Origin of the sequence: Microbacterium maritypicum, from assembly GCF_041529975.1 — a bacterium.
GTDB lineage: Bacteria > Actinomycetota > Actinomycetes > Actinomycetales > Microbacteriaceae > Microbacterium.
In genome coordinates this window covers 3,058,430-3,070,698 of the sequence record NZ_CP168030.1, presented here as the reverse complement: position 1 = coordinate 3,070,698, position 12,269 = coordinate 3,058,430, and the positions used below count along the sequence as shown (strand labels likewise).

General features: G+C 68.4%; 15 protein-coding genes. 8 read left to right on the top strand and 7 right to left on the bottom strand.

Translation table 11 applies throughout. From position 1 onward, the window contains the following. Positions 1 to 52: 52 nt before the first annotated feature. Complete coding sequence (locus ACCO44_RS14925; protein ID WP_372467145.1) at positions 53 to 1,279, top strand: pyridoxal phosphate-dependent aminotransferase; 1,227 nt, start codon at positions 53 to 55, stop codon at positions 1,277 to 1,279. Here ACCO44_RS14925 and ACCO44_RS14920 read toward each other — a convergent pair. Both ACCO44_RS14920 and ACCO44_RS14915 read right to left on the bottom strand, forming a co-directional pair. Further along, on the bottom strand, positions 1,203 to 2,450 hold the full coding sequence (locus ACCO44_RS14920; protein ID WP_262000717.1) for a P-loop NTPase: 1,248 nt from the start codon (positions 2,448 to 2,450) through the stop codon (positions 1,203 to 1,205). The two genes, ACCO44_RS14925 and ACCO44_RS14920, sit on opposite strands and share 77 nt — an antisense overlap. Beyond that, a complete protein-coding gene (locus ACCO44_RS14915; RefSeq protein WP_105709677.1) occupies positions 2,447 to 3,067 on the bottom strand; it encodes an SAF domain-containing protein in 621 nt (206 codons plus the stop codon). Before ACCO44_RS14915 ends, ACCO44_RS14920 begins: the two co-directional genes overlap by 4 nt. Before the next feature lie 97 nt (positions 3,068 to 3,164). Here ACCO44_RS14915 and ACCO44_RS14910 point away from each other — a divergent pair, with 97 nt between their 5' ends. Continuing rightward, on the top strand, positions 3,165 to 3,443 hold the full coding sequence (locus ACCO44_RS14910) for a helix-turn-helix domain-containing protein (protein WP_029261953.1): 279 nt from the start codon (positions 3,165 to 3,167) through the stop codon (positions 3,441 to 3,443). Here ACCO44_RS14910 and ACCO44_RS14905 read toward each other — a convergent pair. Beyond that, entirely contained in the window at positions 3,431 to 4,054 is a 624-nt protein-coding gene (locus tag ACCO44_RS14905; protein ID WP_372467143.1) for a hypothetical protein, read from the bottom strand. The genes ACCO44_RS14910 and ACCO44_RS14905 overlap by 13 nt on opposite strands. 130 nt (positions 4,055 to 4,184) lie before the next feature. On the opposite strand from ACCO44_RS14905, the gene ACCO44_RS14900 reads away from it, so the two are divergent. Next, a complete protein-coding gene (locus tag ACCO44_RS14900; RefSeq protein ID WP_029261951.1) occupies positions 4,185 to 4,571 on the top strand; it encodes an Rv3235 family protein in 387 nt (128 codons plus the stop codon). 24 nt (positions 4,572 to 4,595) lie between these two features. After that, the gene (locus tag ACCO44_RS14895) at positions 4,596 to 6,080 is read left to right on the top strand and encodes a sensor histidine kinase (RefSeq protein ID WP_372467141.1); all 1,485 of its coding nucleotides are present in this window, start codon (positions 4,596 to 4,598) and stop codon (positions 6,078 to 6,080) included. Positions 6,081 to 6,144: 64 nt separating this feature from the next. Here ACCO44_RS14895 and ACCO44_RS14890 read toward each other — a convergent pair whose 3' ends face one another. After that, positions 6,145 to 6,393, bottom strand: a complete 249-nt coding sequence (locus tag ACCO44_RS14890; protein WP_017203224.1) for a WhiB family transcriptional regulator — start codon at positions 6,391 to 6,393, stop codon at positions 6,145 to 6,147. A gap of 230 nt (positions 6,394 to 6,623) precedes the next feature. On the opposite strand from ACCO44_RS14890, the gene ACCO44_RS14885 reads away from it, so the two are divergent. Next, positions 6,624 to 7,010: a hypothetical protein gene (locus tag ACCO44_RS14885; protein ID WP_372467140.1), complete on the top strand. Its 387-nt coding sequence runs from the start codon at positions 6,624 to 6,626 to the stop codon at positions 7,008 to 7,010. A gap of 38 nt (positions 7,011 to 7,048) precedes the next feature. Here ACCO44_RS14885 and bcp read toward each other — a convergent pair whose 3' ends face one another. The 3 genes from bcp to aroA are packed head-to-tail and all read right to left on the bottom strand — an operon-like array spanning position 7,049 to position 9,921. Further along, the gene (bcp, locus tag ACCO44_RS14880) at positions 7,049 to 7,522 is read right to left on the bottom strand and encodes a thioredoxin-dependent thiol peroxidase (protein ID WP_105709680.1); all 474 of its coding nucleotides are present in this window, start codon (positions 7,520 to 7,522) and stop codon (positions 7,049 to 7,051) included. Positions 7,523 to 7,531: 9 nt separating this feature from the next. Next, entirely contained in the window at positions 7,532 to 8,602 is a 1,071-nt protein-coding gene (gene rsgA, locus ACCO44_RS14875) for a ribosome small subunit-dependent GTPase A (RefSeq protein ID WP_262001220.1), read from the bottom strand. Between the two features lie 2 nt (positions 8,603 to 8,604). Then, complete coding sequence (gene aroA, locus ACCO44_RS14870) at positions 8,605 to 9,921, bottom strand: 3-phosphoshikimate 1-carboxyvinyltransferase (RefSeq protein WP_029261946.1); 1,317 nt, start codon at positions 9,919 to 9,921, stop codon at positions 8,605 to 8,607. 70 nt (positions 9,922 to 9,991) lie between these two features. Here aroA and ACCO44_RS14865 point away from each other — a divergent pair, with 70 nt between their 5' ends. From ACCO44_RS14865 to ACCO44_RS14855, 3 genes are read left to right on the top strand one after another with little or no spacing between them, the layout of a single operon-like run. Beyond that, positions 9,992 to 10,654 (top strand): sigma-70 family RNA polymerase sigma factor, encoded by a 663-nt coding sequence (locus ACCO44_RS14865; RefSeq protein WP_029261945.1) that lies wholly within the window; start codon positions 9,992 to 9,994, stop codon positions 10,652 to 10,654. After that, positions 10,651 to 10,896 (top strand): zf-HC2 domain-containing protein, encoded by a 246-nt coding sequence (locus tag ACCO44_RS14860; RefSeq protein WP_029261944.1) that lies wholly within the window; start codon positions 10,651 to 10,653, stop codon positions 10,894 to 10,896. Before ACCO44_RS14865 ends, ACCO44_RS14860 begins: the two co-directional genes overlap by 4 nt. A 33-nt stretch (positions 10,897 to 10,929) precedes the next feature. Continuing rightward, entirely contained in the window at positions 10,930 to 12,234 is a 1,305-nt protein-coding gene (locus ACCO44_RS14855) for a GNAT family N-acetyltransferase (RefSeq protein ID WP_372467139.1), read from the top strand. Positions 12,235 to 12,269: the final 35 nt, after the last annotated feature.

Genomic DNA, 12,269 nt, shown 5'->3' with positions numbered 1-12,269 from the left:
GAGGGCCAGTCCGGGTGGATTGGCCCTCCTTTCGTCGCTGTAGGCTTGGTCGATGACACCAACGCGCAACTTCGACCAGTCGTCGAAGCTCAAGAACGTCCTGTACGAGATCCGCGGAAACGCGCTCGTCGAGGCGGCGCGTCTGGAGGCCGAAGGCCACAAGATCCTCAAGCTGAACACCGGGAATCCGGCGATCTTCGGCTTCGATGCTCCTCATCAGATCGTGCACGACATGCTTGCGTCGCTTCCGTCCGCGCATGGCTACAGCGACAGCAAGGGCATCATCTCGGCCCGCCGCGCGGTCGTGAGCCGCTACGAGCAGATCGAGGGCTTTCCCCGTTTCGACCCCGACGACGTCTATCTCGGCAACGGCGTCTCCGAGCTCATCACCATGACGATGCAGGCGCTGCTGGACGAGGGCGACGAGGTGCTCATCCCGGCCCCGGATTACCCCCTCTGGACAGCGATGACCAGCCTCGCCGGCGGCACGCCCGTGCATTATCTGTGCGATGAGGATGACGAGTGGCAGCCCGATCTCGAGGACATCCGCTCGAAGATCACGCCGCGCACCAAAGCTCTCGTCATCATCAACCCGAACAACCCCACCGGCGTCGTGTACTCGCGCCAGATCCTCGAGGGGCTCGTGCAGATCGCTCGTGAACATGAGCTCCTGCTGCTGTCGGATGAGATCTACGACCGGATTCTGTTCGACGGCGCCGTGCACATCCCCACCGCGACCCTCGCTCCCGATCTGCTCTGCCTGACATTCAACGGGCTGTCCAAGACCTATCGTGTCGCGGGCTACCGCTCGGGCTGGATGGTCATCACCGGGCCGCAGGGCCACGCCAAGGGATTCATCGAGGGCATCACGCTGCTGGCGTCGACGCGACTGTGTCCGAACGTTCCCGCCCAGCACGCGGTGCAGGCGGCGCTGTCGGGCGTACAGTCCATCGACGCGCTGATCGCCCCGACCGGTCGCCTGCGCGAACAGCGTGACATCGCGTGGGAAGGCCTCGAGTCGATCCCGGGGGTCTCGTGCGTCAAGCCGCAGGGAGCACTGTATGCGTTCCCGCGTCTCGATCCGAACGTGCATGAGATCCGGGACGACGCCCGCCTGGTCTACGACCTGCTCGTCTCGGAGCACATCCTCCTGGTGCAGGGGACGGGTTTCAACTGGGCGACCCCTGACCACCTCCGACTCGTCACGCTCCCCGAGCCCCGAGTATTGAGCGAAGCCGTCGAGCGACTCGGGAACTTCCTCGCGAGCTACCGGCAGTAGCGGGCTCCGCGTCGACGGGAGACAGCGTCGCCGCGAGCCCTCGAATGCCGGCGACGAGCGTCGAGCGCGGTGTGACATCCGTCATCGGGCGGGCATGCAGCAACGAGGCATCGGCAGCGCGCTGGTCGAACGGGAGGAATGTGACGTCCGTGATTCCCGCGAACCGCTCGAGCGTGCGTCGCACCTGCCCGCGGGCATCGATCCCCAGCGGTCCCGGCCGGACCTGATTGACGACGACCGAAACCGGCGTCGGCGCGGTGAGCCGGCGGACTTCTGCGTGATCCCGGAGGAATCGGCTGATACCCAGAGGATCGGCTGCGGCCACGGCGACGATCAGATCGGCTTCGCTCAGCGTCGCCGACGTCGCGGCATGGCGTCGAGGGCCGGCGATATCGTAGGTCACCTCGTCGTCTGCATCGAAGGCTCCCGCCACATCGACGACCGTCTCTTCCCGCCACTCCCGACACGCGCCCAAAGCCATTCGGAGACGGGCCGCCCCCAGCTCCGGCCACCGGCTCGGGCGGTTTATACCGGCGAGCACCTCGACCGCCTCGCCGCCGCCGGTGGCGACCGTCGTGGCGAGTCGAGTCAGCTCCGTCGCGTCGAGGGTGCCTCGCTCGGCACGACGGCAGGCCGCAGCGATCCCGGGTGCGTCGTCGCTGAGCCCGAGCAGCAGCGCGAGTGATGGAGCGACCGTATCGGCGTCGACCAGGGCGGTGGTGCGGCCGGACCGTGCGAGTTCCACCGCGAGCTCGATGGCGATCCTGGAGCGGCCCGGTGCGCCGTGCGGCCCCCACACGGCGATGACCCGGTGCGGATGGCGTGATCGAGGTGCGCTCACGTGGTCGGCATCGGCGCGCAACGCCGCCGCGACCTCCCAGCCGGCCGCCTCGGGCGGCAACGCGGCAGACAAGCCGAGTCGTCCGAGCAGGCGGCTGTCGGCACCCCCGAGTGGGAGGATGCGGACTCCCGCCCGATCGCAGGTGGAAACCAGCTCGGCCGTGAGTACTGCACGTGCGGCCGTCACGATGATCGCCTCGGCGTCACGAGGGAGCTCGAGATCGGCGGCGGGCAGAGGCAGGATGGCGAGTACGGTGACTCCCTCCATCTCCAACTCCGCAGCCAGTTCGCTGGCGCGCGGTTCCGGGATCGCCACGACGACAGCCGTCACGAGCCGGCCCCGACCGGGAGGACGGAGAGTGCTGCGCCTCCGGTGATCGCGGCGAGCACATCGGCTGTATCGCTCCTGTCGATCACGAGTTCGAGCCTGGCCGCGGTATCTGCCAGCATGCCGTTCGACTCGATCACGTCGCGGACGACCACATCCGTGACGAGGATTCGCGGAGTGTCGTACGTGCGCCCGTCGTCGAGCGGTGGGGCGAACCAGACGTCGACCACCGAACCGGCCTGTACCTCGCCGGGGATCCCGGTGCTGCTCTCGACCACGATGGTGGTGCTGCGGTCTCGGTCGGCATCAGCCAGCGCAGCCGTCGGCACGATCTCGCCCTTCGTGAGTGTGCGCGCCGCGACCTGACCGGGCTGCAGATCTTCGGGGCCGAGGTAGTCGTCGCCGGACAGGCCCAGCCCGACTTCGATCACCTGGAAGTCGCCCGCACTCAGCCTCTCGCCCTGCACGATGGTGCGGTCGGCTCGGAGCACCGGCCGCGCCTGGTCGGATCCGGTGACGATGAGCCACACTGCGGTGATGGAGAGCACGACCAGAACGATCCCGACGAGGAAGCGGGTGTCGCCCCAGAACGCACGCCGAGGGCGAGAGAGGGAAGCCATGGCGATATCGTCACAGAAATCCCGGATGTGCTCCGCCGGTTATCCACAGGACCGCGGAGCGCCTGATCCTCCTGATCCCGTCGTGGAGAATGGGGGGATGGCACCCCCGACCCGGCCCGCGTCGCGATTCCTCGCCCCCGCACAGGTGGCCGAACTCCTGAGCATCGGTGTGGACGAGGTGATCGACCTCCTCCATGAAGGAAGGCTCCGCGGAGCGCAACTCGGATCGCCGCCGCGCTGGCGAGTCGAGGAGTCGAGTCTCGAGGGCTACCTGGCAGAGGAATCGGAGAACGCCCGCCGCATGGCGTTGTGGAGACAGTCGCAGGTCGCGAGCTTTCCGGAGGTCTGGGGCACCTCCTCGGCTCACCGCAGCTGATCTCCCGGGGTGCGCACGGCGACGAGCGTTGAGAACGGGATGATGCGGAAGCCGTGCACAGCTCCGGCGAGACGCGCCTGCCCCGGATCATGCAGCGCCAGATCGAGGTGATCCGCTGCTGCACGGTCGATCGTGCCGTGGGCGTCGTCGCCGACGTGCACGCTGATGTGCACAGGGACCCGTCGTCGAGCGAGATCCCGCAGCACGAACCCGAGTGTCATCCGCTCGCGAAGCGGGTGTACCTCCGTCGCAGAGTCGTCGAGGCTCGCCAGGATCATGCCGTGGTCCGTCGTGATGCCGGCGACGGCGTGTAGAGGGAGGATCAGTGCCGATGCTGCCGTGTCCGTCGTGTGGCGGGAGCCGCCGACATCGCGTGAGGCCACGGCGAGCCAGTCTGCTCCGAGTGCCTGGAGTGTGACAGGCAGCCGTCGTCCGTTCACGAGGTCGATCGTCGCGTCGGTGCCGGCGCTGCACAACGTCCGGAGGCGGCCGCGCAGGTCCAGCTTCGCGATCCGTAGTCGCTCGGACTCGGCGTCGAGCACGGCCCGCTCCGCCTCCCAGTCCGACGCCAGCTGGCCTTCGAGGTCTTCGAACAGACGATCCCAGTGCACCCGACAGAGCGTAGGCGACGGCCGGATCTCACGTACGAGTTATCCACATAGTTGCTCGATGCGCCCCCGCCGGGGGACGACGCGGTGCTGTACTGACGGACTTCCAGACCTCCCCGACCGAGAGTTCGACATGATGCCTCACGAGTACTTCGCCGCCCAGCCCACGCCGACCAGCGAACTTCCCGATCCCGCACCGCTCCTGCGGAGTCTCACCACCGGCGTCCTCGAGGCTCTCGCCGGGATCCGGGAGGTCGATCAGCTCGCTCGATGGCTCAGTGAGGATGCCTACCGGAGCCTGGTCACCAGAGCCAACCTTTCGGCGAGAGCGCGAAGCGCACGGGGTGTCGCTCCGGCACGACCGGCGTTCGCGATCAGGTCGCTGCGCGTGGCCGAGCCGACCGACGGCGTGATCGAAGCCGTCGTCGTGGTGGCGGGGCCGGGGCGTACGCGCGCGGTCGCCATCCGGCTGGACGGCATCGATCGGCGTTGGCGTGCGACGTCCCTGGCCATCCTCTGACGGATCTGACCGTAGGCTGGTGGGGTGTCAACCCTCAGTGATCTCGCCCATGCCCAGGGTCTCCTGACCGACAGCGACGTCGAGTGGCTGCACCGACTCGCCGGTGACGGGCAGCTCCTCGCCGATCTCGCGTCGGCGGACATCGTCATCTGGATTCAGACGGAGGACGGTACCTTCATCGCGGTCGCTCATGCACGGCCGAGCGGGGCAGCGACGCTGTTCTACCGTGACATCGTCGGTGAGCGGGTGCGACCGCAGTGGCGCACGCAGGTCCAGGGCGCCTTCGAGTCGGCCGAGATCGTGGACTCGTCGTCGCCGGACTGGTTCGAGGAGACCCCGACCAGGGTGCGCGCCGTGCCGATCGTGAGCGAACGACGCGGCGCAGATGCCGGGCCCACCGTGATCGGCGTGGTGACCAGGCACACCAACCTGGGCGAGTTGCGCACTCCGTCTCGCCAGCAGATCACTTTCGACGAGTGCGCGAACGATCTGTTCCGGATGATCGCGGACGGCAGCTTCCCCGACCTCACTGCACCGACGTCACCGCGTCGGGGCGCTCCGCGCGCGTCGGATGGCCTCATCCGGATCGACGTCGACGGGATCAGCACGTTCGCCAGCCCGAACGCACTGTCTGCGTTCAACCGCATGGGGTTCGATGACGAGCTCGAAGGGGAGTCCCTCGCCGAGGTCACCACTCGGCTCGTCCCACCCTCCCGGCAGGTCGATGAATCCCTGTCCGTCGTGGTGACCGGCCGCGCTCCCTGGCGGACCGACATCGAGGCGCGAGGCGTCACGGTGTCGTTGCGCGCGATCCCGTTGAAGGACCATGGGACGCGCATCGGCGCGATCGTGCTCTGTCGCGACGTGTCGGAGCTGCGGCATCAGGAGCAGGAGCTCATCACCAAGGACGCGACGATCCGCGAGATCCACCATCGTGTGAAGAACAACCTCCAGACCGTGGCGTCGCTCCTGCGTATCCAGGCGCGCCGCACCCATTCCGATGAGGCCCGTGATGCCCTCACGCAGGCGATGCGTCGCGTCGATGCGATCGCGGTCGTCCACGACACCCTCGCTCAGGGCCTCACGCAGAAGGTCGATTTCGACGAGGTCTTCCACCGGGTGCTCAAGCTCGTGGCCGAGGTCGCCTCGGCGCCGAACACGCGCGCGCGCACGCAGTCGACAGGGCGGTTCGGGGTGCTTCCGAGCGAGTACGCGACCCCCCTCGCTCTCGCGCTCACCGAAGTCGTCACGAACGCCGTCGAGCACGGTCTCGCCGGCCAGGAGGGCATCGTCACCATCGACGCCGCCCGGACCGAGGAGAACCTCCGCGTCACCGTGCGCGACACCGGTCTCGGTCTCCCCGAGGGTCGGATCGGTCAGGGCCTCGGTACACAGATCATCCGTACCCTCATCCAGGGGGAGCTGGGCGGCACAATCGAGTGGCACGGAAGCGATGGCGAGGGCACAGAGGTGGTCATCGACATCCCTCTGCGCTGGCTCGATCGCTGACCGGCCGCACGCAGGGCAGACGAAAGCGGCCTGAGACCTCGTCTCAGGCCGCTTTCGTGCAGGTTCAGGAGGCGCGGCGTGCGCGTGCGGCGCGACGCTTCAGAGCGCGGCGCTCGTCTTCGGAGAGACCGCCCCACACGCCGGAGTCCTGGCTGGTCTCCAGGGCGTACTGCAGACAGATCTCCGTGACTGTGCAGGTGGCGCAGACGGTCTTCGCCTTCTCGATCTGATCGACGGCCGGGCCGGTGTTCCCCACGGGGAAGAAAAGCTCGGGGTCGACAGTCAGGCAGGCGGCCTTATCGCGCCAGTCCATGGGGGCTCCTCGGTGTGGATTTCAAGAGATGTCGCGATGCGACCTCTCGGATTCGGGCAGCAGTTCGGGTTCGGCTACCCTGGTGATGTGCGGACGGGATGCCCGCGATTTGTGATGCGAGCGTGATTGCTCGCCCCACGCCGCTGTGGGAGCACATGACTTTCTCTATTCTGTTACATGAAAACCCCGAAATCAAGGGTTTTGTTCTCTTTCGATGCTTGGGAGATGCTGTGCGCGCACCTGGAATCGCTCTCGCTGCAGCGGCGGTGCTCGCCGCGGAAGCAGCGGCACTCCTCGTCTTCGCGGTGATCGAACTGGTGGGGCTCGGCGCCGGTGACGCGGCGTCGTTGCCGACCGCTGTGGCCCTGATCGCACTCACCCTCATCGGCGCCGCAGCGTTGGTGGCCTTCGCTATGGGCGTTCGCAGCGGCAAGTCCTGGGCGCGGTCCGGGGGAGTGGTGTTCCAGGTGCTCGCGGTAGCCCTGGCGCTGGCCTCCCTCACGCTGCAGCCGGTGTCGTGGGCCTTCACCTTCGGGGTCGGACTCCCCGGGCTTGTGGGCTTCGTGCTGCTGATCTCGAGCGCGCGCCGCGAGGGCGAGCAACGCGCGGCGGAGTGACCTCCGCGGCGCGCCGAGCGTGAACTCCGCGCCGGGTGTCAGGCGTCGATACCGAGCTGCTTGCGCAGGCGCGCCACGTGACCGGTGGCCTTCACGTTGTACTGCGCGAGGACGATCGTTCCGTCCTCGTCGAGGACGAAGGTGGAGCGGATGACGCCCTCGACGAGCTTGCCGTAGTTCATCTTCTCGCCCCACGCACCGTACGCGGTGTGGGTCGCATGGTCGGGGTCGCTCAGCAGCGGGAAGGTGAGTCCGTCGCGTTCGCGGAACTTCGTGAGCGTGGCGGGCTCATCGCGCGAGATGCCGATCACTCGATAGCCCGCGCCCTGGAGCGACGAGATGCTGTCGCGGAAGTCGCAGGCCTCCGTGGTGCAGCCGGGCGTCATCGCAGCGGGGTAGAAGTACAGCACCGTCTTCTGGCCGTGCAGATCGGCGAGGCGCACGGTCTTCCCGTCCTGGTCGAGGAGGGAGAAGTCAGGGGCTGCGGTTCCGGGTTCCAGGCGCTGGGTCACGCCTCCAGCCTAACGGCCGGGAGCTTGCTCCGCTTTGTCTGCGAACGTCTGGAGCAGACGCTGCAGGGAATCGAGCCGCGCACGGCCGGTGTCGCCGAGCTCACCCCGTTCCGCCGCTTCGATGAGCGCGCAGTCGGGGGCGTCCGCGAGGTGCGTGCACCCTCTGGGACAATCCTGAGCGATCGCGGCGAGCTCCGTGAACGCGGCCAGGATGTTGGCGGGATCCACGTGGCCGAGACCGAACGAGCGGACGCCGGGGGTGTCGATCACCCAGCCGCTGCCCCCGGCCCCCTCATAGCGCAGCGAGACGGTCGAGGAGGAGGTGTGGCGGCCGCGTCCGGTGACCTGGTTCACATGTCCGGTGGCTCGCAGAGCCGTGGGCACGAGCGCGTTGACGAGGGTGGACTTGCCGACCCCCGAGTGGCCGACGAAGACGGTGGAGTGCCCGACGAGCGCTTCGCCGATCTCCTCCACGGGCATCTCCTCCTGCGCACTGGTGAACACGCGCAGATCGAGACCGTCGAAGTGGGTGAGGAATTCCGTCGGGTCGGCGATGTCGGTCTTCGTGACGACCAGGAGCGGTCGTATCCCCGCGTCCAGCGCAGCGACGAGGTAGCGGTCGACGAGACGGGCCCGCGGCTCGGGGTCGGCCGCGGCGACGACGACGAGCATCTGATCGGCGTTCGCGACGATGACGCGCTCGACCTGGTCCGTGTCATCGGCACTGCGACGCAGAAGCGAGGTGCGCTCCACGATGCCGACGATGCGGGCGAGCGTGCCCTCGTCGCCCGAGGTGTCGCCGACCACACGCGCCTGATCACCCGTGACGATCGGCATGCGTCGCAGTTCCCGTGCCCTGGTGGTGGTGATCATGCGCTCGTCGGCAGTGTTCTCACCGAGGAGCACCGAGTACCGGCCGCGGTCGACGCCGAGGACCCTGCCCACCTGCGCATCCTCGTGCGCGGGGCGGCGCTTGGTGCGCGGGCGGTTCGCCTTGGGGTTCGGGCGCGTCCTGATGCTGCTCTCGTCGAAGTCCTCGAAGTCGTCATCGAGGTCGTCGCCGTCGTCGAGCCAGCTCACCATCAACCTCGCAGCATCCGCTCCCAGAGCATCGTGAACTCCGGGAGGGTCTTGGCCGTGGTTCCGATGTCGTCGATCTCGACACCGGGAACGCGCAGGCCGATCAGTGCACCGGTCGTGGCCATCCGGTGATCGTGGTGGGCGGCCCAGCTGCCGCCGTGCAGCGGGCGGGGGATGATGCGGAGCCCGTCCGGGAGCTCCTCGGCCTCCCCGCCGAGCGCGCGGAGGTTGCCGATGAGCGCCGCGATCCGGTCCGTCTCGTGGAGCCGGATGTGGCCGATGCCACGGATCGTCGTCGGGGACTCCGCGAACGCGGCGAGGCCGACGAGTGTCGGAGTCAGCTCGCTCGCCGCGGAGAGATCGAGGTCGAGACCGCGTATGCCGGAGCCGGCGCGCACCGTGAGGGTGCCGCCGTGTCGACCCACGTGCGCTCCGGTGGCCTGCAGGATGTCCGGCAGCAGCGCCCCCGGCTGCGTGGAGTGCGCCGGCCAGCCGGTGACGGAGACGGAGCCACCGGACACGAGGGCTGCCGCGAGGAACGGTGCGGCGTTGGAGAGATCCGGCTCGATCGCGATCTCCTTCGCACGCGGCACGCCGGCTTCGACGAGCCACTCGCCGACCGCCGGACGCTCGATGCGGATGCCGCGGCGGCTCAGAGCCTCGATGGTCATGTCGATGTGCGGAAGGCTCGGGAGGTGCTCGCCGACGTGGACGAGATGGAGTCCGACATCGAATCGAGGAGCGGCGAGCAGGAGCCCGGAGACGAACTGACTCGACGCCGACGCGTCGATCTCGACTCGACCGCCGCGGATGCGCCCGTGACCGCGGATGGTGAACGGGAGCGCCCAGGTCCCCTCGTCGTCGATGTCGACGCCGAGATCCCGCAGGGTGCTGATCAGCCCGCCCATAGGGCGATGCAGTGCGGTCTCATGCGCTGTGAGGTGCACGTCGTGCTCGGCGAGGCCCGCCAGCGGCGCGATGAAGCGCATCACGGTGCCCGCCTGGCCGCAGTCGATCGTCGTGCCACCACGGAGCTTCGCCGGGGTGACCACGAGGTCGGGGCCGAACTCGTGTCCGGCCTCCACCTCTTCGATGCCGACGCCGAGGGCGCGCAGAGCATCGACCATGCGTGCCGAGTCATCGGAATGGAGAGGAGCGATCAATCGGCCGGGGCCGTCGGCGATCGCAGCGATCATCAGCTCGCGATTCGTCAGCGATTTCGAGCCCGGAATCGTGAGCTCGGCGTGCACCGGCACGTCGGTGGTGGGCGCAGGATAGGTGCCCTGCACCCGGGCGGGGGAATACCTGTTGGCGCTCATCGGTTCTCACCTTAGTAAACGCGGGAAGCTTCGTCGCGAAAGACAGGCTCCTGAAAGCGAAGGAGAGAGAATGCCGGCGACCTTGGAGCGCGAGGTGATCGACCTCAGCGGCCTAGACTGGCCGGTGATGGATGACACCGCAACCGCAGACATCGTCGGCGACCCCCGACGCGAGTTCGAGGAGCAGGCGATCCCTTTCATGGATCAGCTCTACGCCGCCGCGATGCGCATGACGCGCAACCCCGCTGACGCCGCCGACCTCGTGCAGGAGACGTTCGTGAAGGCGTACGGCTCCTGGTCGACGTTCTCGCAGGGGACCAACCTCAAGGCGTGGCTCTACCGCATCCTCACGAACACGTACATCAACATCTACCGTAAGCGCCAGCGCGAGCCGTTCCAGGGCACGATCGATGAGCTCGAGGACTGGCAGCTGGGCGGTGCGGAATCCACGACGGCTTCGCACAGCCGTTCCGCCGAGGCGGAGGCCATCGACCGGATGCCGGCATCCGTGGTCAAGGACGCGTTGCAGGCCGTGCCGGAGGACTTCCGCCTCGCGGTGTACCTCGCGGACGTCGAGGGCTTCGCGTACCAGGAGATCGCCGACATCATGAAGACCCCCATCGGCACCGTCATGAGCCGCCTGCATCGTGGCAGGCGGATGCTGCGGGAGCTGCTGGCAGATTACGCCGCCGAGCGGGGCATCGCCGCGGCTGAGACGAGGAGCAAGAAATGAGCGACTGCGGCTGCGACAAAGCGCGTCAGGATCTGGAGGAGTACCTCCGCAACGAGGTGTGCAAGACCGAGCACACCGAGATCCGTGAGCACCTCGAGCACTGCCCGTCCTGCCGTGATGAGGCGCTCGTGGCGACGACCCTCACCGAGGTCATCGCCCGTGCATGCAAGGAGACCGCTCCCGAGCAGCTGCGCGACCAGGTGTTCGCTCGCCTCCGCGAAGCCCAGGCTGCCCAGCACTGACCGCGCGTCCGAGCCCGTCGGTAGTGTGGATGGATGAGCTCCATCGATGCGCGGGATGTGCCCGCAGACACCACCTCGACTGAACGACTGGCGGCCGCCGGACTCGAGTACCGCGTCGTCGATCTGACCGATGACGCGAGCGCCGTGGCATTCCAGCGTGCGGTCGACCGCGGGTTCCTCGGCGCAGAACCGAGCAGTGAGATGCTCGCCCAGGTCACGAAGACCTTCGCCGCACGACGCAACATCGGCGTGTTCGAGAAGTCGGCAGCGGAAGCGGCGCTGCCGGTCGCGACCACCAACGCGTGGGCGACTCCGCTCACGCTTCCGGGCGGCGGCGAGATCGACATGTGGGCGATCAGCGTCGTCACCGTCGCGGCGACCCATCGGCGCCGAGGCATCGCCAGAGCCCTTCTGGAGGGGGAGCTGCGGGCCGCAGCATCAGCCGGTGTCGCCGTCGCGGGTCTCACCGTGACGGAGGCGACGATCTACGGGCGCTACGGCTTCGGCTCCGCCGTTCCGGTCGCGCGCCTGACCGTGGACACACGACGGGCGGGGTGGGGCGGCGAGACCTCGCCGGGACGCCTCGAATACGTCGACCGCGAGACACTCGCCGCCGACCTCGGGGCTGTCCACGAGCGCGCGCGTCGACGAACGGCCGGACAGATCCCCGGCTGGCGCGGCCGCTGGGAGGGGTATGCGGGCGTCGCGCCGACCGCAGATCGGGATCAGGCCCGTGGCGTGCGCTATCTCGACGAGGACGGTGCGCTTCGAGGCGTCATGGCATACACCGTGAGTGAGGCGAACGGCACTTTGCGCTTCCGCCTGGACGTGCGGCTGCTCGTGGCGGAGACCACCGAAGCGCGCGCTGCCCTGTGGCGTTTCGCGCTGCAGCACGACCTCGTCGACGAGGTCGTCGCCGACCTCCGTCCCCTCGACGATCCGCTGCCCTGGCTCGTCGCCGACTCCCGCGGCGTGAAGCAGGAGGTGCATGACCACGGCTGGCTGCGCATCCTCGATCTCCCGGCCGCGCTGACCGCACGACGCTACTCCGCTCCGCTCGACACGGTGCTGCGCGTCGAGGACTCGCTCGGGTTCGCGAACGGCGACTGGCGCGTGCGCATCGACGAGTCCGGTGACGCGACGGTCGAGGTCGCCGAGGATGGGGATCCGGCCGACATCGTGCTCGACGTGTCGGCGCTGTCTTCGCTGTACGCCGGGGGAGTTCGCGCGGCGTCTCTGCACGCCGCCGGTCGGATCTCGGGCGACGCTGCGGCCGTCGAGGCGCTCGACCGGGCGCTGGTCGCCTTCCCCGTGCCGTCCCTCGACATCTGGTACTGAACCGGAACGAGAAAGGGCGCCCCGACCGTGGTCGG